The organism is Acinetobacter celticus, from assembly GCF_001707755.1.
GTDB lineage: Bacteria > Pseudomonadota > Gammaproteobacteria > Pseudomonadales > Moraxellaceae > Acinetobacter > Acinetobacter celticus.
Genome location: NZ_MBDL01000013.1, coordinates 1 through 25,215 on the forward strand (window position 1 = coordinate 1; position 25,215 = coordinate 25,215).

Consider the following 25,215-nt stretch of genomic DNA (forward strand, 5'->3'; position numbering starts at 1 on the left):
GTTTTAACCACGTGATTGTCTGCAACACGGCAGCAAAAATTGGTCAAGAGCAAGCATGGAACGACCGTGCACAACTTGTTCGTGAACAAGGCTTAAAACCCATTGCAGAGACAGCAGCATCACGTTGGTTTACCGAACCCTTTATCCGAAGCAACACAGCAATTGTAGAATCTTTGAGTAACGATCTTGGTGCTGGCAGCCCAGAAGGTTATGCAAGTTGTTGTGAAGCTTTGGCTAAAGCGGATGTACGTGAACAACTGAAAAATATTATTATTCCAACGCTGGTGGTTGCTGGTCAAAAAGACCCTGTTACCACAGTGGCAGATGCGCAATATATTATTAATCATGTTCGTAGCAGTTCATTATTTGAAATTAATGCGTCGCATATTTCAAACATTGAACAACCGAAAGCTTTTAATCAGGCTATTTTCAGTTTCTTGCAACAATAAAGTTCTGAGTCATTTTAAATTTGAGAAATCTATTCTCAAATCAAAGCCCCAGTTTTTCTGGGGCTTTTTTTCTGCTAATTTTTTTGTTTTAATAGCCACACAAAAAATGAAGATAAGACAATTCAAACAATGAAAAGCTCATATCAAAAACTCAGCATAGCCTTACTTTTGATCTTAACCACTTGCTTCAGTTCTGTCGTTTTCAGTGCACCTGACGTAACTAAAAATACTAACGGTATTCAAGCGTATACCTTAGTGAGTGGCGGTGGCATCGATGATCTATCTATCAGGCTAAAAGATGCCAAAAATCAATATATAAGTGCATATTGCCTGCATCAATGCGGAAATTGGTTTGCCTCTGATCCCGAATCTGATGGTTACCGTCTAAAGAAAAAATATAAAGGTGCAAAAGTTTGGGCTGAACTTTCCTTTGAGCGAAATAACGACCGTATTATTGGCCCAGGAGACGATGCAACACTTTATTTTGTCAAGAAGATTAAACTTGAAAGCATTCGGTAAATCATGGATACGTGGTCTATCCATATGCGCTTAGGCATAATCATTAATATCTTAATTTTATAGCTTTAATGAATAGCCAAAAGCCTATTTCACTAAAATCTCATGAAGCATATGACGTAACCATTGATGGCTCGCTTTATGATGGCAAGACATATGCCAATACTGTTTTACGCCATAACTTGGAAAGGCAATCGGTGCATCAAAAATTTTTAAATTACCACGTGATAGTAAAACCTCACTTAAATAATACGGGACTGTGGCAATTGCATCGGTGTCTTGCACCACCAGCCCGACCCCTAAATAACTAGGTAAGCGCATTAAAATATCGCGTTTTAATTCAAGGCTGAGTAATTCATTTTCAATATGGTAATGCCCCATTCCTGCATCAATATCAATATGCAATTCAGATAGATACTGCTCCGTTGTGATGCTGTCACCTGTTAAACGCGGATGATCTTTGGCTGCAATGACCACATAATATTGTTCAAAAAGCTTTTGTTGATAAAAACCACTGTCTAAATGCGGTAAAAAACCTAAAGCCAAATCAATTTCACCATTGGCCATTTGATAGCTGGTTTCAGTAGTAATTGGGCGAATATTTAAACGCACATGTGATGCATGATTTTTTAAATATTGTGAAATTTTAGGCAGTAAAACCAAATGTGATACATCGGTCATAGCCAAAGTAAATTGCTGGTGTGATGTTGCCTGATCAAAATTAATGGTGAAATTATTGATAATTTCAACCTTATTTAAGGCTTCACTGACCAATGGAAACAATTGTTTAGACAACTCTGTTGGCACCATTTCATTGCCAATACGCAAAAATAGTGGGTCGTTATAATGCTGTCTAATTTTATTTAAAATATTGCTTACAGTCGGCTGGCTCATTTCTAAATGATCAGCAGCAAGTGAGACACTTTTAAACTTATAGACGTAAAAAAAGATGCTTAATAATTTACAGTCCAATTCAAACACGAAAGACATTTTCCTTCTATTCAATCATCATAGGTCAATGCTTAATCATCTACCTATTTTTCATTATACCCAATGCTTAAATATTACTTTGAAACGTGTGCATTATCTAGGGTTGTTCACAGACTAAAATATATTTCTGCCCCTATCTACCATCCGATTTTCACCAAAAAGTGTTTCATTTTTTAACTTAGATTCTACTTAGAAGATGTCGATCATATTGTCTTGTAATAAAAATAGCGTAAAAACTGACTTCATTTTGCTTTATGCACCACGCATACTTGGCATATATGAAATTTGATGTCATGCACATGTTACAAAATAAAAAGTTGGTTTGTTTTGATTTAGATGGAACGCTCATTGATTCGGTTGGGATATGGAATCAAGTAGATGCACAATTAATTTATGAGCTATCGGGCCAAACGGTTGATTTAACGATTATTCAGCAACAACGTGATGATCAGCTCAAGAAATTTAAACAGGCGACTGACCCTTATTTGGAATATTGTGGCTTTCTTCAAGAACACTATTCAATTACCCAATTGGCTAAAAAAGACATTAAAATACGGCGCTATGCAGTCTCACACTATTTTTTAGACAATGTGATTGAGTTAAAACCACAAGCAGAAGTATTTATACACACGTTGCGTAGGCGGGGAATTTTAACAGCCTTAACCACGACTACAAGTTTGAGTAATATTCTACGCTATCAACAGAATAATCAAAAAATTTACTCAAAGCTTAATTTTAAAAATGATTTTGATTTAATTTTAACCCGTGAAAATGTACAAAATATAAAACCGCACCCAGAAGTTTATTTAAAAGCTATCGAGTATTTTAAACTGCAAGCCAAAGATTGTTTAATCTTTGAAGATTCTCTTATTGGTATTGAAGCCGCTCAACAAGCAGGAATTGATGTGGTTGCTATTTATGATCAATACTCGGCCCATGAATTAACAGAAATTAAAGCTCAGGCTAAATACTTTGTACCAGATTATGTAGGTCTTATACAAAAATATAATGATTAAGAGCGCATACTCAATAAAACACGTCAAAATTAGATTTAATTTAAATTGGACTCTCATTTTTTATATTAAAAATAAAAATGCGTTTTAATCGTGTAATTTTTAGGCTTAAAATATAGTTATTGCTTTAAACACAAAAAATAATAATCAAAATACAATCACACAAAAGTGTCGCGCATGGCTTAATTTTTAAGCAATTATTTTCATTCAAATCGGCAGTGCGTTCTAAGCTTGATTTAAGCGCTTACTTTTAAGCCAAACTATCGTGTCTTTCGCCACCATAGTGGAATGTAGACTTGCTTATTTTTGCAATATACTCTTAGAGTACTTTATTGATCTCTAGATGATGGAACGGAAAAGATGAGTTCAGTTCGCCAACAAAATTTTCTATTACGCAAAGAGAAAATTTTAGCCACGGCAGAAACCTTGCTACTGGATAATAATCAGGATATCACGCTCAGTGAATTAGCCAGTGAATTAGATATTGCCAAAGGCACTATTTACAAACATTTTAAAAGTAAGAATCAGTTATATTTAGAGTTAGTTATTTTAAATGAACAACGGTTATTAGAAATATCTAAAAAATATAATCATGATATCAAAATCTATGTATCTCAATATATGCTTTATAATATGTTAAATTCGAATAGAACAATATTATTACATATCATTGAAGAACGATTAACCAACAATGAAAAAAAACTGAAAGAGTTATTTGAAGAATTATATCAAATTCGTGAACAACGTATTTTAGAAATTAAAGAGTTATTTTCTCAACATCTCAAATTTTTAGACAGTGCCATGTCTATTCGTGATTATTTGTCCTATATTTGGACTGTTACCTATGGCGCTTCACTCTTATTAAACTCGACACATTATCAAAAGTCTATTGGTTCACGTGAACGATTAATTAAGCTCTATGTCAATCAGGCTTTGATGACACCAGATAAAATTTCATCACTTTAAAATTGGTATAAAAAAGCCTACATTTGCAGGCCTTTTTATTTTTAGGCATTTAACGCAGGAAAACCATCTTCTGCTAATGCCTCTTTAATTTTCTGTTCATCTACACTACTTTGAACATTGACCAGTTTGGTTGCAACATCAATATCAACCGTTGCATTTGGGTCAATATTTTTGATTGTTGCCGTTACGCTACGTGCACAGCCACCACAAGTCATATTTTCAATACGTAATTTCATACAATGTCTTCCTTATGTTAGGTTTAGAAAAACTATAAAGCTTCCCATAATGTCAAAGTCAAGCACTTCACTGCTGTTCTCAAAAATCTGTTTTCTTAATTCGTCAAGATGAATGAGCACCCTGCTCAATCTGATTTAAAATCACACATTCTGCTTGTTGGTCGCCTGCGCAACAATTCACGGATTGTTGCAAGGTATTGACCATTGCCTGCAAGTCGGTAATTTTTTGATTTAATACATCAATGTGTTTTTGTGTGAGTTGTTTTACTTCGGCACTTTGTCGGTCTTGATTTTTCCACAGTCCTAAAAGCTCTTTCATTTGCTCTGTCGAAAAACCCAATTTGCGCGAATGCTGAATAAAATTTAAGGTTTTAATATCCTGTTCGTTATACATGCGATAACCCGCATCTGTCCGTTTCGGTGTTTGTAGCAACCCAATTTCTTCATAATATCGAATCATTTTGGCTGAAATACCTGACTGTTTTGCTGCCTGTCCAATATTCATATCAGTTCTCCTGCACTTTCATCCAAGTCGGTTGATATCTTTTTAAACGTAATGCATTTGTAATGACAAACACTGACGACAGTGCCATGGCTGCTGCTGCAAAAATAGGCGACAGCAAAATACCAAAGAACGGATAGAGCACGCCAGCAGCCACGGGAATGAGCGCTGCATTATAAACAAAGGCCCAAAATAGGTTCTGACGGATATTATTCATGGTGGCTGTACTTAAGCCAATAGCAGTCGGTACAGCTTGTAAATTACCTGACATCAACACAACATCTGCGGCTTCCATTGCAATATCTGTTCCTGTTCCTATTGCAAGGCCAACGTCTGCTTGCGCCAAAGCAGGTGCATCATTAATACCATCGCCAACAAATGCAGTACAACCATATTCCTTTTGAAGTCTTTGCACGGCTTGAACTTTTTCATCGGGCAAAACTTCAGCAATGACTTCATCAATATTCAGTTGTTTAGCAATAGCTTCGGCTGTATGGCGGTTATCCCCTGTAATCATTGCGACCTTCAGGCCTTGATCATGTAACGCCTGTATGGCACTAAAGGTGGTTTCTTTAATTGGATCTGCCACTGCAATAATTGCAGCCAACTGATGATCAATCGATACATAAAGCGGTGTTTTACCTTGTTCACCCAAAGCCATGGCTTTCGTGGTAAATGCATCTGTATTTAAACCTAAATCTTGCATTAGGCGGTCTGCACCAATATGCAATTGTTGTCCGTTTACTTTGGCCTGAATGCCTGCGCCTGTAATAGAGTCAAAGGCATCGACCTCTAACAATGGAAGCTTCAGCGCTTGGGCTGCTTGTACAATGGCATATGCAATGGGATGCTCTGATTTTGCTTCTACAGAGGCCACTAAACTTAAAACTTGATCTTCATCAAAACCATCTGTCACCTGAAAATCTGTTAGTGCAGGTTTCCCTTCCGTTAAAGTTCCAGTTTTATCTACAGCCACGACTTTGGTTTCTTTTAAGCGCTGTAAAGCTTCACCTTTACGAAATAGCACCCCTAATTCTGCACCCCTACCGGTACCAACCATAATCGATGTTGGTGTTGCTAAACCCATCGCACATGGACAAGCAATAATCAGTACCGCTACGGCATTAATTAAGGCATACGTAAGGCTTGGTTCTGGGCCAAAGAAATACCAAACAAGGAATGTTAATGCAGCCAATGCCATAACAATGGGTACAAACCAGAGCGTGACTTTATCGACCAAAGTTTGAATTGGTAGTTTAGAACCCTGCGCCTGTTCTACAAGCTGAATAATCTGCGATAAAACAGAATCTTGCCCAACTGATGTTGCTTTTACTGTTAAATGACCATTTTGATTGACAGTTCCGCCAACGACTTGATGTCCAGCAATTTTTTCAACAGGAATCGGTTCCCCACTAATCATGGATTCATCAATATAACTTTTACCTAAAATAACTTCACCATCTACTGGAACTCGCTCTCCGGGACGAATTTCTAACACCATACCAGATTGTACTTGATCGATACTGAGCTCAATAAATTGACCATTTTGTTCAACACGTGCAGTTTTGGGTTGCATACCAATTAAATACTGAATCGCCTGCGAAGTACGGCCTTTGGCTTTCGCTTCTAAATAACGACCCAACAATATTAAAGCAATAATAACGGCAGCCGCTTCAAAGTACACATAGACCGTGCCTTGTGGTAAGACTTCGGGTACAAACGTTGCAACGCATGAAAAAATATAGGCAGAGAATGTTCCTACAGCAACCAAAGAGTTCATATCTGGTGCTGCGCGCAATAAAGCAGGCACACCATGCATATAAAAACGGCGACCAGGTAACAACAAAATTAAGGTTGTTAAGATAAATTGAATATACCAGCTGTTTTGTGTACCAAGGTTACTCTGAATGAAATGATGAAATGCAGGAATCATATGTGATCCCATTTCCAATACAAAAACTGGAATAGCCAATACCAGAGCAATAATTAAATCACGCCTTAAGGTATTCAATTCCTGTTGTTTTTTATCTGCGTGGGTTTGATCATTGGTCTGCACCAACTGTGCTTCATAACCTGCTTTTTTTACAGCGACAATTAAGTCGCTCAGTTGCCCACCTTGTATAAAGGCTTTTTCAGAAGCTAAATTGACCACGGCAGTCTGAACACCCGCTACATTTTTAAGTGCTTTTTCCACACGAGCAACGCAAGAAGCACACGTCATGCCTTCAATATTTAATTCAATGCCTTTAGAAACAACATTAAACCCTGCTTTTTCAATCACTGCATTTAACGCTGTAGATTCGACAGTGCTTAAAACCTGAACTGTCGCCTTTTCAGTGGCTAAATTGACCGAAGCCTGAATAACACCTGCTGTTTTGTTCAAGGCTTTTTCTACCCGTGCAACACATGAAGCGCAGGTCATTCCTTCAATTTTCAATTCAATGGTTTTCACGGGTACAGCGTAACCTGCTTTTTCAACAGCTTGAACCACTGCTTGCGTGATAATTGGTTTTGAACTAACGACTGTGACTTTTTCTGTCGCTAAATTCACTGTTGCTTGTTCGATGTTTTCAACTTTTTTAAGTTCTTTTTCAACACGTGCAACACATGAGGCACAGGTCATGCCCTCAACGTCAAAACTGAATTGATTTTTTACCGATGAATTTGGCATATTCATACATCCCTCATGCATCACTGAATATTGAATTTATAGCTTAAACATTCCCATATTGGTAAGGTCAAGCCCTTAAATAAACAAGAATGCTTTAACAAAAAATTCTCTACATAATTACTAAGTGAAAATTAAACTTAAGGCTTGATATTACTCTAAAAAATGATCATATAATTTAATAGCTCTATTTTTTATAATGCTACTTTTAGACACCAATACCAAAAATCTTCAAATTTCTTTTTTTAATATAAGTTCTTTATTTAATTCATTTTATCTTATTCTTCTGAACAAAATAATGTCAATATTGATGTAAATTTAGTACTCATTCCTATACTTTTAATTTCTACAGAACTTGATATCTACTTTAAAAATATTAACCAAACATTTACCCATCTAAAACAGATCAGCCTTAAAGATAAAAAGCCAAACAACATAAGTCATCTGGCTTTTTATAATGCAACACTTAATTTACAGTTTAATCGGCAGAAATATCTTCAAACAATACAGAAGATAAATAGCGTTCACCGCCATCAGGTAAAATAACCACAATGGTTTTACCTGCATTTTCTGGACGTTCAGCCAATTGAGCGGCAGCTGCCATAGCGGCACCACTCGAAATTCCCACTAAAATACCTTCGTGAGTCGCCGTCTTACGCGCCCATGCAATCGCATCGGCACTTTCAATTGCAATCACTTCATCAACCAAGTCTAAATCTAAATTTTTAGGAATAAAGTTTGCGCCTATACCCTGAATTTTATGTGGCCCTGGCGTTAAAGTTTCACCGCGCTTGGCTTGGCCAATAATTGGCGACTCCGCAGGTTCTACAGCCACTGAATAAATCGGTTGATTTTTAACTTTTTCAAAATAGCGTGAAATACCTGTAATGGTTCCGCCCGTACCCACACCTGCAACCAAAATATCAACTTTACCACCTGTTGCTTCCCAAATTTCAGGGCCTGTGGTCAATTCATGAATTTTAGGGTTTGCTGGGTTTTCAAATTGTTGTGGTAAATAATACGTTTCAGGATGCTCTGAAACCAAACGCACGGCTTCATCAATTGCACCCTTCATGCCTTTGGCAGGTTCAGTTAAAACCAAATTAGCACCAAAAGACTTCAGCACTTTACGGCGTTCAATACTCATACTCGCAGGCATGGTCAGCGTAATATCGTAACCTTTGGCAGCCGCAACAAAAGCCAAAGCAATACCCGTGTTACCACTGGTTGGCTCGACAATATGCATACCGGGTTTAAGTAAACCTTTTTCTTCTGCATCTGCCACTAAAGCGGCACCAATACGGCACTTTACGGAAAAAGCAGGGTTTCGGCTTTCAATTTTAGCTAAAACGGTAGCACCATTTGGAATTGAGCGGTTTATGCGTACCAATGGCGTATTACCAATTGCTTCTGCATTATTGTTATAAACCGCAATACCTAAATTTGCAGGTGCTGGAAAAGCTGAATCTGTGGTCATGAGTCTTTCCTTGATATTTTTACATCAAAAACTTCATTATGCATCATACATATATTTCGTCGAATGCGTATGTAAATTCGTGCAACAGATTAAAATTGCTTAATTTTTCATAAAAAATTACATCCGTATTAAACACTAAAAATAACTGATGCATCAATAAATTACATATCAATATAAATAATATTTGTTTTCACTAAAAATCATAAAAATTGTTCTATTTATTCAATGTATTAAACTACGATCACCGTATACTTAAGCCCTTGCAAAGCTTGAATGGACACTCTAAATGAATAGCGACCTAGAAATCAGCAATATGCACGATTCTGCAAATGTTGTGGTCGGCGTATTAAAATCACTGGCCAATACAGATCGGTTGTTGATTTTATGTCATTTGGCTCAAATGGAATTGAACGTTTCTGAAATTGAAAAAATCACCCAAATTAACCAACCAACGCTTTCACAGCAACTGATGATGTTACGCAAAAGTGATGTGGTAACGACTCGCCGCGACGGTAAACAAATTTATTATTCAATCAAAGATCAAAACTTAATTACGGTACTACAGACCCTGTATGAACTGTATTGCACGACACCTAAGAAAAATTTTGAAATTTAAGTCTTCATTGCTGACAGCAGAATCTTATAACTACACCGTTGACAGCGTTCATTTATTTTCCTTGCTCAATTTTTTCAGTCTTTAGATATTCTTCATTTTGACTTTACATCCCCAAATAAAATTGAATTTTCAGACTGGCTAAAAGCAATCAAAGACTTCTTAGCATTTTTTATGCATAATATATAATAAATTATGATTTAGATTTTTTTATGTCCGCTTTTAAACATCGCGTCTTACCGTATCTTCCTGCTTGGCACTGGCTGAAAGATTATAACGCTGGCAAATTTAAATCAGATCTAATGGCTGCGCTGATTGTTATTGCTATGCTTGTTCCTCAAGGCATGGCTTATGCAATGTTGGCAGGTCTACCACCGATTATGGGACTGTATGCCAGTATGATTCCCATGATTATGTACGCGTTGGTCGGAAGCAGTACCACTTTGTCTATTGGCCCAGTCGCGATTATCTCTATGATGACATTTGCGACATTAAATCCATTATTCGAAGCAGGGTCGCCTGTTTACATCGAAGCGGCCATGTTGCTCGCACTGATGGTCGGTATTATTTCATTATTGCTTGGCCTACTACGTTTTGGTTTTTTAATTCAACTGATCAGCCATCCTGTCATTAAGAGTTTTATCATTGCTTCAGCCCTATTAATTGCTTTGGGGCAGTTTAAATTTTTAGTAGATGTCCCACTGAATGGCAACAATATTTTAGATTTTGCAAAAAGCCTGTGGGAATACGGCGCATATAGCCATATGACGTCTTTCGTATTTGGTCTTGCCTCTATTCTCTTTTTAATTTACATCCCTAAAATTTTAAATACTCAATCTGTACAAAGCCGAATGGGTTCAACTAATTTTTTGATTAAAGCCGTACCATTAATTTTGGTGGTGATTTCAATTACATTCACTGTGTTTTGGGGATTAAAAGATTTTGGCATAAAAACTGTTGGAGAAATTCCTTCAGGTTTCCCACCTGTCCGCCTACCGCACTGGAACTTAGACCTAGTTTTAATGCTCCTGCCTGGTGCAGCCATGATTGCCATGATCAGTTTTGTGGAATCGCTTTCAATTGCGCAAGCCACTGCCTTACAGCAAAGAAGCAACTTAAACAGCAATCAAGAGCTCATTGCATTAGGCCTAGCCAATATCAGTGCAGGTTTAACCACAGCCTTTCCTGTGACAGGCAGTTTGTCACGTACTGTAGTCAATGCCGACGCTGGCGCAAAAACACCTTTGGCAGGCGTAATTTCATCACTATTAATTATATTAGTCACCCTATATTTCACAGGTTTTTTTAAAGATTTACCTTTAGTCATTTTAGCTGCCACGATTATAGTTTCCATTTGGAAACTGGTCGACTTCAAACCATTTTTTGATACTTGGCGCTATTCTAAAGCAGATGGTATCGCCATGTGGATTACCTTCTTTGGTGTTATCTTTATTGATATTTCCACAGGCTTAATTATTGGAATTGTTTCAACATTTATTCTCATGTTATGGCGAATTAGTCGCCCGCATATGGCAGTTATTGGCTTAGTCGAAGGCACACAGCATTTTAGAAATATTCAACGTCATCATGTAAAAACCTCACCAGCTCTCATGTCTATTCGTATTGATGAAAATCTAACCTTTTTGAATACCAATAGCTTAAAAGGATTTCTGATTAATCAAATGAGCCAATCGCCTAAATTACAACATGTGATTATTAATTGTTCCAGTATTAGTAGTATAGATTTTAGTGCCTTGGAAATGCTTGAGGACATGAATAGCGAACTCAATAAACTCAATATCCGCCTGCATTTTTCTGAAGTCAAAGGCCCAGTGATGGATAAGCTACAGCACTCTAAATTATTGAAACATTTAAGTGGTCAAATTTATCTAACACATTATCAAGCCATACAAGATCTATCTTCTAGCACTGCTGAATATCAAATTTAAATGATGAAATTTCTTATTTTATAGCGTCATGAATAGATGACTTGCATGAATCTAAAGGTGTTTAATATTCGTTTTAAAACAATCAGTACAGCCTCCATTCGGTTGGCTCAATTTTATGTCTTTTCGTCGGCATTAGGATGGGAAATGTGTAGTATCCATGCCACACTGATGAGTCTAATGCCTGTTAAAAAATTATTTTTGGGCTTTAGTTATGATTTTTTTGATTAAAAAGTGACTTATGAAAGGAATCTAATGTATCTAGTTTCATTATTTACATCTAAATGTGAAACATAAATACAAAATATCAACTGTAAAAATAAGTACTTAATTTTTATATTTAAATTTTTTCAAAGCATGAAAGCTTTTCAGTATAAAATATCGGGCTTATTTTTAATATTTTGTCATCGTAATTCTGACAAGGCTTCTCTATGTTTTCAGCTTTTACGCGTTTGAGTTTAGTAACCCGAATTATTATTGCCATCATTCTAGGTATATTGGTTGCTATTCTATTTCCAAACGCCGCGCCGTATTTAAGTTTGCTTGGTGACCTATTCATTAAAGCACTTAAATCCGTTGCGCCAATTCTTGTATTTGTCTTAGTGCTATCATCTATTGCTAACTTTAAAGTTGGTAGCAACAATGCCTACATTAAGCCAATTATGCTGATGTATGCCTTAGGCATGCTTTTGGCTGCATTTAGTGCAGTAGTTTCAAGTGTTTTGTTCCCTAGCACTTTATTTCTAGATGCACCTGCACAAGGTGCATTAACACCTCCTGGCAGTCTTGCAGAAATTTTGAAAAATTTATTGCTTAGCTTTATTGCTAATCCAGTGACTGCCATTAGCGAAGCCAACTTTATTGGTATTTTGGCTTGGGCCGTTGCTTTAGGTGTTGCTTTTCGTCATTCATCTGATCAAACAAAAGCATTTTTATCTGATGCTGCAGAAGCGGTCAATAAAGTCATCCGCCTCGTCATTAACTTTGCACCAGTGGGTATTTTTGGTTTAGTTGCTGTCACTTTTGCAGAGACTGGTTTTAGCACCTTAGTAAGCTACGCCCAACTTTTGGCTGTATTACTCGGTACAATGTTATTTGTCGCTTTAGTGGTCAACCCCATTATGGTTGCATTTATAACACGTGCAAATCCATATCCTTTGGTTTTTCAATGCTTACGTGAAAGCGGAATTACCGCATTTTTCACCCGCAGTTCGGCCGCCAATATTCCAGTAAACTTAGATTTAGCAAAACGCTTAGGTGTGCCTGAATCTACAGCCAGCGTGGCTATTCCACTTGGTGCTACTGTCAATATGGCAGGTGCTTCGGTCACTATTACAGTATTGACGTTAGCCACAGTACATACTTTAGGCATTTCGGTGGATTTCACCACCATGCTTATTTTATCTGTGGTTGCAACTATTTCTGCTTGTGGCGCATCGGGTGTTGCTGGTGGCTCATTATTACTTATTCCTGTCGCATGTGGCTTATTTGGTATTTCTTCTGATATTGCTATGCAAGTTGTTGCAATTGGTATGGTCATCAGTGTATTGCAAGACTCAACCGAAACTGCACTTAACTCTTCGACTGACGTATTATTTACTGCGGCGGTAGATCGTGGTTTAAGATAATATACTGATAAACGTATATTAATTATTCTACGGACTATGCCTTTTCAAATACTACCTCTCTGGATTCAATTCGGTGCATTTTGCCTTGCAATGAATGCGGGCATGATTAATGTTCTTGGACTGGTGACCGTGCTTCACCAGTCCGTTTCTCATATGACAGGCAATGTCAGTATGCTGGCTATGGCAGTCTTGCATTGGCACCCGTCCTCCGTTTTGTATCTTTTTCTGATTACCTTTTCCTATGTCATTGGTTCTTTTTATAGTGGCTTAATTTTAGGAAGTAGTTCTTTCCGCTTAGATCGGCTTTATGGTATTCCGCTAAGCCTTGTCACAATTTTTATTCTTTTATGTTGGATTTTTCTACCTTATTTCCCCCGATACGCCTTGCTTTGGGCTTGTGTTGCCATGGGCGTGCAAAATGCTATGATTAGCCACTATAAAGGCACAATTATCCGCACGACACATTTATCGGGTGTACTGACAGATTTAGGCTTAGCCCTCGGCTATCGCGCAAGAGGCTTAGACGTAGACCGCAAACGAGTTATTCTGCATTTACTCATATTATGTGGGTTTTTTCTTGGCGGGCTTATTGCCAGTTTGATTTATCCTTTATTAAAATTAGATTCATTCATCGTTCCTGCATCATTTAGCTTTGTTTTAAGCATGGTGTACTGGATCATCTACTTACGTTATCGACATATTCAAAATTGAGTTTGGACAAATATTATGGTTAAAAATGCATTACAGGCACAGTTACTAAAGGCTGGGTTGGTCGATAACAAAAAAGCCAAAAAACTCTCTAAACAAGCTGTACATGAACAACGTACAGGTCAAAGTAATGAAGCTGACATTAAGGCAAAAATTGTTCAAGATAAAGAACTGAAACAGGCCAAAGACCAAGCTATCGAGCAAGAGAAAAAAGCAATTTTGCATGAAAAAGAGCTGAAAGCGTCTATCGCTCAAATGATTGATCAGCACAAAATTCGCCATACAGATGGTGATGCGATTTATCAATTTATTGATGAAAATAAAATTAAAAAATTGTATATCAATCAGCAAATTTATAATGCTTTAGTTTCAGGTAGCCTTGTCATTGCCAAAGAAAATGACAACTATGCTTTCCTACCAAAAGCATTGGCGGAACGTATTAATGCCAAAATGGAAGGCTTTATTATTGTCAATAATGCAGAACAGAATGACCAAGTCACAGACGAGGAAGATCCGTATGCAGCTTATGTTATTCCAGATGATTTAATGTGGTGATTTTTTAAATCTTAGATTCTCAGACGAAGTGCAACAAAGATTAATTTAGCTAAGAAGTGAGGTGAGAATCTAAAATCTTAGATTCTCACTTAAAATTACTCCACAAGCTCTCTTCTTCAATCACATATAAAAATGACTTCTCTGATGCACTGATAATTCTATTCAAGATCACTTTTAGCCTGAAATAGCCAAAGAAAATTTAAATTTCCCATAAAGAATCCCCATCTTTAAAAGTCGAATATTCCGATCAGAACCATCCTATTTTATTAAATCTAAATACTCTTCAAACAATATTTGATCCAATAATTTTGGAATAATAGAGAATTCAATCTCCCCCTGAAATAAGTTGTTCAACAAAAAAAGCCACTTTTTTAAAGTGGCTTTTAAATGAGCTAAACTACCAAGCAAATTAATAAATTCGTTAAATACAACCAAACGTCAACATGTTATTTTGCATTTGCTGAAACCATTTGTTCTGGGCGAACCATTTCATCAAATTGCTGTTCAGTCACTAAACCTAATTCAACAGCAACCTGCTTTAAAGTTTTACCCTCTTTGTAGGCCGTTTTTGCTACTTTGGCTGCATTCTCATAACCAATCACAGGGTTCAATGCGGTCACTAACATCAATGAATCATGTAAAAAATGATCAATTCTCTCACGATTTGGCTCTATACCAACTGCACAGTGGTCATTAAAACTATTGCAGGCATCACCTAATAGCTGAATAGATTGCAATAAATTAAATGCAATCACAGGCATAAAAACGTTTAATTCAAAGTTACCCGAAGCACCTGCAATATTAATAGTGGTGTCATTCCCCATCACTTGTGCAACCACCATCGTCATGGCTTCACTTTGAGTTGGATTGACTTTCCCGGGCATAATACTTGAACCAGGTTCGTTTTCAGGTATACGAAGTTCACCAAAACCACAACGTGGGCCACTGGCTAGCCAACGAATATCATTGGCAATCTTATTTAAGCTCGCGGCTAAGGTCTTTAATGCGCCAGATGCAAATACAGCGGCATCACGTCCTGCTAATGCTTCAAATTTATTTGGTGCAGTAACGAACGGTAAGCCAGTTAACTTACCCAATTGTTCGGCTGTTTTTACAGCATAGTCTGGGTGTGCATTTAAACCAGTACCTACAGCCGTTCCACCCAATGGCAGTTCATATAACCCTGAAAGCGCTTGATGTAACCGTTTTAAGCCATGATCCAGCTGAGAGACATAACCACTGAACTCTTGCCCTAAAGTTAAAGGCGTTGCATCCTGTAAATGCGTGCGACCAATTTTAACAATATCTGAAAATTCGACCGATTTTGCTTCTAAAGTATCTCGTAAACGAGTAACTGCTGGAATTAGCAGTTCATTAATTTGAAGGCAGGCTGCCACATGAATCGCTGTCGGAAAGGAATCATTGGTTGATTGTGCACGGTTTACATGATCATTAGGATGCACAGGTTTTTGTGAACCTAGAGGATTACCTAATTTTTGATTCGCAATATTCGCAATAACTTCATTACAGTTCATATTACTTTGCGTACCTGAACCTGTTTGCCACACGACTAAGGGAAACTGTGCATCCCAATCTCCAGCAATAACTTCTTCAGCTGCACCAACAATATACTGCGATAGCTCTTGAGGAATTTGCTTTAATTCGGCATTGGTTATAGCGGCTACTTTTTTGACCAACCCCATCGCGCGGATCATTGACCGAGGCAAACGTTCTCCGCCAATTTTAAAATTTTGCAGACTGCGCTGTGTTTGTGCGCCCCACATCGCTTCACTTGGTACTTCCACTTCACCCATTGTGTCGTGTTCAATACGTGTTTGCATGGTGTAACCTCATTTCCTTGTTTAAGACGTTCACTCTTGTAAAACAGCGTCATTGGCTATTTTTAACAGTTTATGCAAGATGAATACAATTGTAAATGATAATTATTTTCAATAATGTTGTTTATTAAAATCATCAGCATTTATCTTTTAAATCAATAACTTTTATATTGTGTATGCTCTTTTATTGAGTCATTACATTAACTATTGATACCATTTTATACAGTACCAACCAATGCACATCTAACTTCTTTTACAATATGAATACTTTGAGCCTTATTCTGTTCTGAACCAAATTCAAAACATATCATTTTGAATTTATCGGGTTAATTGAACAATTACTGACTGCCTAAAGTTGTTTGATAAAAGCGCCACTCATCTTCTAACGCTTTTCTTAGACTATGTTCAGGCACCCAATGAAAGTACTGTTCTGCTTTGTTCGACTGACTTCCTAACTGATCAAATTCAGCAGATGGATAGTACGGCGCTGCAATGGTTTTAATGGGATTGTGGGTAATTTCAGCAATTAAATCTAAAAGTTTTTGCATTGAAATGAGTTCCCCTGAAATATTAAACGCTTCACAAGCATGCTCTTGCGTGTGCAACCAATTTAGGGCTAAAAAAATTGCCTTACAAGCATCTAATACATGTAAAAAACTACGCTCTGTCGTCTGATCTGCGGTATTGGCCTGTTTACGTAATTCTATAAATTCACGTTGCATAGCGCCCACTTGCATGGCAAGCGGTACAATATTTTTAGGTAAAGGCGTAATAAATTCGCCCAATACTGCATGTTCAAATGCACCTGCAATATTACCTAAGCGCAAAATTGCAATTTTCCATTCATTATCAGTCAATGCAGTATCACGAATAATATCTTCAATCATCTGCTGAGATTTGACGTATGGGTTTGGATAAGCATAGTTAAACGCCAAATTTTCGGTTAAATCTGTGGCTGATGTGCCATATACAGCTAAACTTGATAAATGCACCAATGTGCGTACACCAGTACGTTGCATAGCGCGCATCAGACTCATAATGCAACTCACATTATCATTATAATATTCCAGTGGTTTAAGCACAGATTCTTCTAATGACTTAAAACCTGCGGTATGTATCACAGCACTAATCGAAAATTGTTCAAAGACTTTATTTAATGCAGGTGTATTGCGAATATCAATTTTGACAAAAGGCACGTACATGCCCGAAATATACTCAAGGCGCTCTAAAATTTGTAAATTCGAATTTGATAAATTATCGACAATAATGACTTCTTGCCCTTGTGCCAAAAGACTTAAAGCAATATGCGAACCTAAAAAGCCTAATCCACCAGTCACTAAAATCATTGTATAGATACTCCTTATAATAATCAGCACTTTGCAAACGATTGGTGTTTTTTGGGTGTTATTGTCAATTTATCCACAGATATCAAACGTAAAAACCGACTCAAAATTTCTCTTGGGTCGGCTAATCTGCAAGAGCATTATAACGATATTTTACAGGTTGGGAATATTGGATGTGTTGCAGTTGTAGCTATTAACTGTATATTGTTTATAACAAGAAATAACATCAACTGTCCTGCGCAAGGCTGGACCAGCATTACAAATAGATGGAATAAAAATAAAAGCATGGCTCTACTTCTATATTGAGCACACTGTGAATAATGGGAAGCTTTTTTGTAAGGAAAGTGGCTGGGCTGTTAAAACTTATAGTTTTTAGAATAAGGAATAAATAGTGAAAAGTATCTGAACTGACTTCTGATCAATTACCTAGTGCTTTAGCTACTGCAATGAAAGTAAAAAATGTGCCTGCATTAGACTGGGATCTGTGCGGAAAGCTTATTGAGAAAGAGAAAATTAGCTTGGTGCGATCGTACTCAAGATGGACTGCATTTTATGTCGGCCCACGTGCTGATAGTAAAGAAGCTGAGCAAACTGCGGATACAGCAATTGAAGCTGTGGTGAAGTACTTTATTGAGAAGAAACTAGGCGAAGAAATTTAAGGAATACCAATCAATATCGTGAAGTTATGATCAATAGTAGTTGTGGAACATGAATAATCACAAAGAAACCATGATAGTGCGCTGAACCCCATCATGGTTTCATATATGATATTGATGCTTATGACTAAATTTCAAGCATTTCGCATAAGCGGTATTATTTTAATTTTAGAAAAAATTAAAAATTCACAGTATAACTTAGTGCAAAAGTACGACCTTCCGCAGGAGTTGCTAGAAGTGAATTGGCATTGGTCACTGCTGCTTGTTGAGCAAACACAGTTTTATATTGATTATCCCAAACATTGTAAATGCCAAAATCTACACGACCTTTAGCCACAGGTAAATGCGCCAATACATCCATAGTTGTATAACCTTTGATCTCTGCTGCACTGTTACTATCTGTGATTCCTGCTGCTTTTAACTCAAGGTCATCTTTATAAGCTTTATCTGTACCTTTAATCGCTAACATTTGGGCACGAATACCATAACCGTCTGCATTGCTCCATTCTGCAAACAATGTGCCTTTCATTGGCGAAACAGCAAAAGCATTTAACTCATGCCAATTATCGGTAATATCCTTATATTGACCACGGGTATAACCTAGAGTTCCACCTACTTTATAATTGTCCATAAACGGATAACTTACTGTCGCTTCTGCCCCATAAACGCGCTGATCTGTATCAACCACATTGACTGAGCGATCAGAGTTAAATTGAACTACTTTATCCGATGTATTATAAAAACCTGTTAAACCCAAATTTAAGCCTGAATCCTGATTTAAACGCCAACCAAGTTCATAACTATTGACAGTAATTGGCTCAATACCAGAAGTTGTTAAGGTGTAAGCTGCGACATCACGTAATACACGTTGCACATCTGGGTAGCTATAGCCTTGAGAGAAATTGGCATAAAGTTGTTGTGTATCACTTAGTTTGTAGACGGTTCCAAAATTGAACAGAAATTTATCTGAATCTGTCGAGTCAGCAGCCATTAAAGTATAAGGTTTACGTGCAGTTAAATAACTGTCTGTATCTGCTTGAACGTATTGGTAACGTATTCCAGCTTGAATATTAAGGCGATCAGTTAAAGCATAGTCCCCTTGTAAAAAAGTCCCAATATTCTGAATTTCTGTATCAGGCCCTGAACCTTGTGTTTCTCCTGTTGGGGTATAGACTAAACCAGTATTGCTTGGGATATAAAAGTCCGCCCACTGATGATCTTTTTCCCAGTCATAGTCCAACCCATAAGTTAATTTTAACTCATGATCAGCCACGTTAAAATCTGACTGTAAGGTCGATCTAATTCCCGCATAATCCACATTTGATTGACTTTGTTTAACACTCACTCCATCCGCTGAATACCCATAAGGTACAAAGCGTGATTTCTCATTTCGATAGTAAGCTTCTACATTCAGGACTTGACCTAAGAAATCCTGATTCTGGTACTGTGTATTAAAAGCATAACGTTTAGTAAATGGCTGATTATCTAAGCTCCACCCTTTGACTGCTTTGTAAGATGGATCTGTTTTTGTGAGTAAATAGGAATAATCAGGCCCGTATTCTGTGTCTTGTTCATCTTTATAGTACTGAGCACCAAAACTTAAGCTTTGGTTGTCAGTTAAATTAAAGTTTAAACGACCATTCACATCAATAGTGTCAGTATCCATGGTGCTGCCTTGCCAAGGGCTTAATGAAATACGATCGCCTCGACCATCAAATTGAGAGCCACGACTGGTATAGTCTACGCCTAGAAAACCATCAACTTTATCGTTGGAAAAAGAGGCAGTTTGTCCAAGTTGATACGCTAGGCTATCACTTCGAAAGTTATCGGCAGATGTCACACCCAATTTTGTCTGGAAACTTACAGGTTCAGATTTATTTGCACGTTTGGTAATAATATTAATAATTCCGCCTGTAGCACCTGAGCCATAGATACTTGTTGCCCCAGAAACTACTTCTATATGATCAATCATATTCGGGCTAATACTATTCAGTTGACGCGCTACATCACGTGAACCCGTTTGTGATACGCCATCAATCATTATCAGTACATTACGACCACGCATGGTTTGACCATAATTACTGCTTGTTCCACTGCTTGGCGCAAGTGAAGGTACAAGTTGCGCTAAAATATCAGCCACTTTACGACCTGTACCTGCTTGTTGTGATATTTCATCTGCTGAAATGGTTTGTACTGTTCCAGCAATTTCCGCAATACTTTTGGGTGTTCGGGTTGCAGTCATCACAATAGTTGGGAGTTTGATCGCAACATTGTTTGTCTCAGTTAATGCTGGAATCGTATCCTCAGCATAAAGATGGGTGCAAATCGCTACCGAGAGCAAACAAAGACCAAAGTCTGATAAGCGCATTACTATTCCCTTACAAATAAAATTTATTGAGAATGATAATCATTAATACTAACAATGTAAAATTTTTATAAAGATTCTTTCTTAATCACCCATTTAACATAATGGCACTTATACGAAATTGCCCCACTTGAGGACCTTCACTATTGAGCCATGCTTTGTCTTGCAGTCATAATGAATAATCACAAAGAAACCATGATAGTGCGCTGAACCCCATCATGGTTTCATATATGATATTGATGCTTATGACTAAATTTCAAGAATTTCGTATAAGGTGTATTATGTTAATTGTAGAGAAACTAAATACTCTTTAGATTTACACGTTTTGACAGCTCTTCTGCACTTTCAACTCGTTCAGAATAACGATCAGTTAAATAATCTGATTGTCCTCTAGTTAAAAGGGTAAATTTATAAAGTTCCTCCATTACATCCACAATTCTCGTGTAGTAAGAAGATGGTTTCATACGTCCATCTTCTTCAAATTCTAGAAATGCTTTAGGAATGGAAGATTGGTTTGGAATGGTGATCATGCGCATCCAACGACCTAAAATACGCATCTGGTTTAAGCTATTAAATGACTGTGAACCGCCACTGACCTGCATCAAAGCCAAAGTCTTTCCTTGCGTTGTACGAATCGCACCGCCTGCCAATGGAATCCAGTCAATTTGTGATTTGAAAATAGAACTCATCGAACCATGACGTTCAGGTGAACACCACACCATGCCTTCCGACCAAGCTAATAAGTCATACAACTCTTTAACTTTAAGATGTTCAGTATCTGCATCTTCAGGCAAAGGTAGTCCCTTTGGATGGAAAATTTTTACTTCAGCGCCAAAATATTCCAAGATACGTCCTGCTTCCATCACCGCAAGTCTGCTGTATGAGCGTTCTCGGTTTGAACCATAAAGCAGCAAAATACGAGGTGGATGATCAAGTTCTTTGGCTTGAACCTTGTCTAAAGTCGGTTGTTCAAGAAGATTCAAATCTACATTTGGGAGAGTCATAGTTTATACCTCTTTAAAAACTTTTTTTCTCAGCCAGAGTGAAACACTCACTAGGCCAATTAATACAGGCACTTCAACCAATGGTCCAATCACTGTTGTAAAAGCCACAGGTGATGCCAATCCAAAGGTTGCAATGGCAACGGCTAAAGCCAATTCAAAATTGTTACCTGCCGCAGTAAAAGAGATCGCAGCAGTTTTTGGATAATCATTCCCCATCCACTTACTCATAAAGAAGCTAATGAAGAACATCACCACAAAGTAAATGGTCAAAGGAATAGCGATTCTGAGCACATCGAATGGCAAGCTAACGACTTGACCACCTTTCAGGCTAAACATGGCAACAATGGTAAATAACAGCGCAATAAGGCTTAACGGACTAATTTTGGGAATAAATTTGCTTTGATACCAAAGCAATCCCTTTTGTTTGACTAGAATCAATCGGGTTAAAAAACCCAATAAAAAGGGAATCCCTAAATACACCAGAACCGCATGGGTAATGGTCCAGAAGCTGACATTAATAACTTGTGCTTCTACACCAAAATAAGGTGGTAAGAAGGTCAAAAATAACCAAGCATAGGTACTAAAGAACAGGATTTGGAAAATGCTATTAAATGCGACCAAGCCTGCAACATACTGATTATCACCACATGCTAAACCATTCCACACTAAGACCATGGCAATACAACGGGCCAAGCCAATCAGGATCACACCTGTCATATATTCTGGATAGGATTGTAGAAAAATGATGGCTAAAGTAAACATTAAACAAGGTGCAATGAGCCAGTTCTGAACCAAGGATAAAGTGAGCGTTCGTTTATCTTTAAAGACTTGTGGCAACGTTGCATAGTCCACCTTGGCCAGTGGTGGATACATCATCAAAATCAAACCAACGGCAATCGGGATATTGACTGAATCAATACTCATCTTGTCTAAGGCAACCGATGCTTGGGGGAAAAACACCCCAATCCCTACACCCAATACCATCGCAATAAAAATCCATAGCGTTAAATTACGATCTAAGAATGAGAGTTTTGACGTTGACATGCTATTACTCGCATTGAACCGAAATAGGTGAACCAATATTGCTATTAAGAACTTCTAAGACTGAATTTACCCATTCAGGTAAATTAGGATTCAATCGGTAATACACCCATTGTCCTTTGCGCTCGTCTAGCAGAATTGAAAGATTTCGAAGTAAAGCTAAATGTCGAGAAATCTTGGGTTGACTGAGCTGTAATTGCTCTGTGATCTCACAAACACAGACATTTTTTCTTGCCAAAATAAGCTTTAAAATATCCAAACGTGTCGGGTCAGAAAGACACTTAAAGAAATCTGCTTGATCCATAATCCATACTCACATATTTGCTATTGCGAATATACGCATATCCATATATAAATGCAATATTGCTAATACTAGAGTAAATTTCATGTCACAAAAGATTAAGATTTATCATAACCCTGCTTGTGGAACGTCAAGAAATACCTTGGCTTTGATTCTTAATACAGGGAATGAACCAGAAATAATTGAATACCTAAAAACCCCACCAAGCAAAGAGGAATTAATTAATTTAATTGAAAAGTCGGGACTCTCTGTGCGTGAAGCTATTCGGAAGAATGTTGAACCTTTTGAAAGTCAAAAATTAGATCAACAGCATTGGACAGATGATCAATTACTAGATTTTATGATTAAGTATCCGATTTTAATAAATCGTCCATTTGTAGTGACGGAACTGGGTGTTAAATTATGCAGACCATCTGAGTTAGTACTGGATATATTATCGGCTCCTCAACTCAATGCATTTAGCAAAGAAGATGGTGAAATGATCATTGATCAAGATGGCAATAGAATTAAGTAAATTTCACGTATTCAACATGTCTATTTAACATAAATCTCTTATACATAATAGCCCTCACTTGAGGGCCTTCACAATCGCACTATGTCGCGCTTTGCAGTCATAGTGATAATCACAAAGAAACCGTGATAGTGCGCTGAACCTCATCATAGTTTCATATAAGATATTGATGATTACGACTAAATTTTAAGAGTTTTGGATAATCCGTATTATGTTTACTCTTCTAAAAAAAATACGATATCTAGTTGAAATAGAATAATTAATGAAGTATAACATAGCAATTTATTCTAGCCTATTTTCATGTCAATTCCAATAAAGCGCAAAAGACTTTACTATACTTTATTTGCTCTTATGCTTCTTTTTATCGCTTGCAACATAATGCTTATGGGTATTGGCATTGATAATTCAGTAAGTGATATTTTTTATTATGTATTCTAATTATTCTGTGCAGTTCATCCAGAAAATTTTTTTATTTTTTTATTATTCCATTAGTTTCAATTTATGCAGTATATACACCAATCGGATTATTTTTTGGTAAAGTTTCATATCAATATGTGGCATCAATATTAGCTACAGATGTAAATGAATCTATTGAATTTTTTAAAAATATCCCAATTAAAAACTACTTACTAGGATTAAGTATAGTCCCTAGTATTCTTTTATATTACAATATTATCAAAAAATTTAATGTTAAATTTTATAGAAACAAAACATTATTAATAATTTTTATCATTACAGCTATGCTACAACAATCCCCATTTCAATTTTTTAGGGATAGCAGCGATGCAATTAAATTAGTAAATCAAGAGATAAAAAAATTAAATGATCTAAAGCATAAAAATACCTGGGGTAAGTCTACTTTAAACAACTCTAAATATGATACTTATATTCTTATTATTGGTGAAAGTGTAAGACGAGACTATCTTAATGCTTATAATTATCCAATCCCTAACACTCCATTTATGTCAAAATCAAATGGAGTTATTGTCGATGGATTAACAGCCACAGGAAATAATACTATTTCATCTCTGAGATTAATGTTGACACAACCTAAAAACAATATATCACCTCAATATGACAAAAATTTTATAGATTTAGTTAACTCCTCAGGAATAGAAACATATTGGATATCTAATCAAGGGTATTTAGGAAAATATGATACCCCAATAACTGCTATTGCTCAAAAAAGTAAATATAAATACTTTATTAAAAATTTAGAGTATAATTCAATGAACACTAGTGATTATTCACTCATTCCTGAGTTTAGAAAAACTCTTCAAAATAAGAATAAAAAACTTGTTGTCTTGCATTTATATGGATCTCATCCAAATTCCTGCGATAGAATCATAGATTATCCTAAAATTTTAGAAAATATTGATCCAAAATATGATGAAATAAATTGCTACATATCATCTATCAAGAAAACAGACTCAATTTTAGAAGACATCTATAAAATTTTACTAAATGAACAAAAAGTTAATAAATTAACTTTTTCAATGTTATATTTTTCTGATCACGGCCTATCTTCTAGTCTAAATAATGAAAATATTAATTTACGCGTTGGAGATCATAGACAATCTTATGAAGTTCCTTTATTTACAGTAAGCTCTGACTCACTGACTCAAAAAAGATGTACGTCTTTTAAATCAGGCCTAAATTTTACAAATGGCCTAGCTGATTGGATTGGAATTCTAAATAAGCAAGTTCCATCATATTCATTATTTGATTGTAAAGATGACGATGATGTATACAACCAAAAAAAACTATTAGATATAAAAGAAAATGAACCAGCTATTAATTTAAGTAGCCTTTAGATTTTCTTATAACTTATATCAGCCCTCACTTGAGGGCCTTCACTATTGAGCCATGCTTTTGTCTTACAGTCATAG

22 protein-coding genes and 2 pseudogenes are annotated in these 25,215 nt (G+C 36.6%); 12 read left to right on the plus strand and 12 right to left on the minus strand.

Annotation, left to right across the window (positions count from 1 at the left end):
- Both BBP83_RS13400 and BBP83_RS13405 read left to right on the plus strand, forming a co-directional pair.
- The coding region (locus BBP83_RS13400; RefSeq protein ID WP_171258112.1) for an alpha/beta hydrolase at positions 1 to 449 on the plus strand (449 nt) is incomplete at its 5' end.
- Between the two features lie 129 nt (positions 450 to 578).
- Positions 579 to 968 (plus strand): hypothetical protein, encoded by a 390-nt coding sequence (locus tag BBP83_RS13405; RefSeq protein WP_068889404.1) that lies wholly within the window; start codon positions 579 to 581, stop codon positions 966 to 968.
- Between the two features lie 84 nt (positions 969 to 1,052).
- Here the strand turns inward: BBP83_RS13405 and BBP83_RS13410 are convergent, their stop codons facing one another.
- A complete protein-coding gene (locus BBP83_RS13410; RefSeq protein ID WP_068889602.1) occupies positions 1,053 to 1,946 on the minus strand; it encodes a LysR family transcriptional regulator in 894 nt (297 codons plus the stop codon).
- A gap of 308 nt (positions 1,947 to 2,254) precedes the next feature.
- On the opposite strand from BBP83_RS13410, the gene BBP83_RS13415 reads away from it, so the two are divergent.
- Positions 2,255 to 2,971, plus strand: a complete 717-nt coding sequence (locus tag BBP83_RS13415; protein ID WP_068889604.1) for an HAD family hydrolase — start codon at positions 2,255 to 2,257, stop codon at positions 2,969 to 2,971.
- A gap of 357 nt (positions 2,972 to 3,328) precedes the next feature.
- Positions 3,329 to 3,934: a TetR/AcrR family transcriptional regulator gene (locus BBP83_RS13420; RefSeq protein ID WP_068889405.1), complete on the plus strand. Its 606-nt coding sequence runs from the start codon at positions 3,329 to 3,331 to the stop codon at positions 3,932 to 3,934.
- Positions 3,935 to 3,975: 41 nt separating this feature from the next.
- Here the strand turns inward: BBP83_RS13420 and BBP83_RS13425 are convergent, their stop codons facing one another.
- The 5 genes and pseudogenes from BBP83_RS13425 to cysK form a co-directional block, all read right to left on the minus strand.
- A complete protein-coding gene (locus tag BBP83_RS13425) occupies positions 3,976 to 4,170 on the minus strand; it encodes a heavy-metal-associated domain-containing protein (protein WP_068889407.1) in 195 nt (64 codons plus the stop codon).
- A gap of 103 nt (positions 4,171 to 4,273) precedes the next feature.
- Complete coding sequence (gene cueR, locus BBP83_RS13430) at positions 4,274 to 4,675, minus strand: Cu(I)-responsive transcriptional regulator (protein ID WP_068889415.1); 402 nt, start codon at positions 4,673 to 4,675, stop codon at positions 4,274 to 4,276.
- A gap of 1 nt (position 4,676) precedes the next feature.
- Positions 4,677 to 6,911, minus strand: a pseudogene (locus BBP83_RS13435) (heavy metal translocating P-type ATPase); the annotation flags it as partial.
- 27 nt (positions 6,912 to 6,938) lie between these two features.
- Positions 6,939 to 7,349, minus strand: a pseudogene (locus BBP83_RS15685) (copper ion binding protein); the annotation flags it as partial.
- Between the two features lie 469 nt (positions 7,350 to 7,818).
- On the minus strand, positions 7,819 to 8,817 hold the full coding sequence (cysK, locus tag BBP83_RS13440) for a cysteine synthase A (protein WP_068889419.1): 999 nt from the start codon (positions 8,815 to 8,817) through the stop codon (positions 7,819 to 7,821).
- Positions 8,818 to 9,103: 286 nt separating this feature from the next.
- Between cysK and BBP83_RS13445 the strand changes: the two genes are divergently transcribed.
- From BBP83_RS13445 to BBP83_RS13465, 5 genes are all read left to right on the plus strand, one after another.
- Entirely contained in the window at positions 9,104 to 9,433 is a 330-nt protein-coding gene (locus tag BBP83_RS13445) for an ArsR/SmtB family transcription factor (protein WP_068889421.1), read from the plus strand.
- Positions 9,434 to 9,642: 209 nt separating this feature from the next.
- Positions 9,643 to 11,379 (plus strand): SulP family inorganic anion transporter, encoded by a 1,737-nt coding sequence (locus tag BBP83_RS13450; protein WP_068889426.1) that lies wholly within the window; start codon positions 9,643 to 9,645, stop codon positions 11,377 to 11,379.
- A gap of 428 nt (positions 11,380 to 11,807) precedes the next feature.
- A complete protein-coding gene (gene sstT, locus BBP83_RS13455) occupies positions 11,808 to 13,004 on the plus strand; it encodes a serine/threonine transporter SstT (RefSeq protein ID WP_068889428.1) in 1,197 nt (398 codons plus the stop codon).
- A gap of 36 nt (positions 13,005 to 13,040) precedes the next feature.
- Positions 13,041 to 13,715 (plus strand): YoaK family protein, encoded by a 675-nt coding sequence (locus BBP83_RS13460; protein WP_068889430.1) that lies wholly within the window; start codon positions 13,041 to 13,043, stop codon positions 13,713 to 13,715.
- 15 nt (positions 13,716 to 13,730) lie between these two features.
- Positions 13,731 to 14,267 (plus strand): DUF2058 domain-containing protein, encoded by a 537-nt coding sequence (locus BBP83_RS13465; RefSeq protein WP_068889432.1) that lies wholly within the window; start codon positions 13,731 to 13,733, stop codon positions 14,265 to 14,267.
- Positions 14,268 to 14,713: 446 nt separating this feature from the next.
- Here the strand turns inward: BBP83_RS13465 and fumC are convergent, their stop codons facing one another.
- Positions 14,714 to 16,108, minus strand: a complete 1,395-nt coding sequence (fumC, locus tag BBP83_RS13470) for a class II fumarate hydratase (RefSeq protein WP_068889434.1) — start codon at positions 16,106 to 16,108, stop codon at positions 14,714 to 14,716.
- 335 nt (positions 16,109 to 16,443) lie between these two features.
- Positions 16,444 to 17,451 (minus strand): NAD-dependent epimerase/dehydratase family protein, encoded by a 1,008-nt coding sequence (locus tag BBP83_RS13475; RefSeq protein ID WP_068889436.1) that lies wholly within the window; start codon positions 17,449 to 17,451, stop codon positions 16,444 to 16,446.
- 443 nt (positions 17,452 to 17,894) lie between these two features.
- On the opposite strand from BBP83_RS13475, the gene BBP83_RS13480 reads away from it, so the two are divergent.
- Positions 17,895 to 18,107 carry a phage protein NinX family protein gene (locus tag BBP83_RS13480; protein WP_068889438.1) on the plus strand — a complete coding sequence of 71 codons (213 nt, stop codon included), beginning with the start codon at positions 17,895 to 17,897 and terminating at the stop codon, positions 18,105 to 18,107.
- Positions 18,108 to 18,282: 175 nt separating this feature from the next.
- On the opposite strand, the gene BBP83_RS13485 is transcribed toward BBP83_RS13480, so the two are convergent.
- The 4 genes from BBP83_RS13485 to BBP83_RS13500 all read right to left on the minus strand — a co-directional run bounded on the left by BBP83_RS13485 (position 18,283) and on the right by BBP83_RS13500 (position 22,818).
- Positions 18,283 to 20,472 (minus strand): TonB-dependent receptor, encoded by a 2,190-nt coding sequence (locus BBP83_RS13485; RefSeq protein ID WP_068889440.1) that lies wholly within the window; start codon positions 20,470 to 20,472, stop codon positions 18,283 to 18,285.
- Positions 20,473 to 20,768: 296 nt separating this feature from the next.
- Positions 20,769 to 21,473 carry an arsenical resistance protein ArsH gene (arsH, locus tag BBP83_RS13490; RefSeq protein ID WP_068889442.1) on the minus strand — a complete coding sequence of 235 codons (705 nt, stop codon included), beginning with the start codon at positions 21,471 to 21,473 and terminating at the stop codon, positions 20,769 to 20,771.
- Between the two features lie 3 nt (positions 21,474 to 21,476).
- Complete coding sequence (gene arsB / locus BBP83_RS13495; protein ID WP_068889444.1) at positions 21,477 to 22,517, minus strand: ACR3 family arsenite efflux transporter; 1,041 nt, start codon at positions 22,515 to 22,517, stop codon at positions 21,477 to 21,479.
- A gap of 4 nt (positions 22,518 to 22,521) precedes the next feature.
- Complete coding sequence (locus BBP83_RS13500) at positions 22,522 to 22,818, minus strand: ArsR/SmtB family transcription factor (RefSeq protein ID WP_068889445.1); 297 nt, start codon at positions 22,816 to 22,818, stop codon at positions 22,522 to 22,524.
- 82 nt (positions 22,819 to 22,900) lie between these two features.
- Between BBP83_RS13500 and arsC the strand changes: the two genes are divergently transcribed.
- Both arsC and BBP83_RS13510 read left to right on the plus strand, forming a co-directional pair.
- Positions 22,901 to 23,329, plus strand: a complete 429-nt coding sequence (arsC, locus tag BBP83_RS13505; protein WP_068889446.1) for an arsenate reductase (glutaredoxin) — start codon at positions 22,901 to 22,903, stop codon at positions 23,327 to 23,329.
- A 551-nt stretch (positions 23,330 to 23,880) separates the two neighbouring features.
- Complete coding sequence (locus BBP83_RS13510; protein ID WP_078055452.1) at positions 23,881 to 25,140, plus strand: phosphoethanolamine transferase family protein; 1,260 nt, start codon at positions 23,881 to 23,883, stop codon at positions 25,138 to 25,140.
- The last annotated feature ends 75 nt before the right edge of the window (positions 25,141 to 25,215 follow it).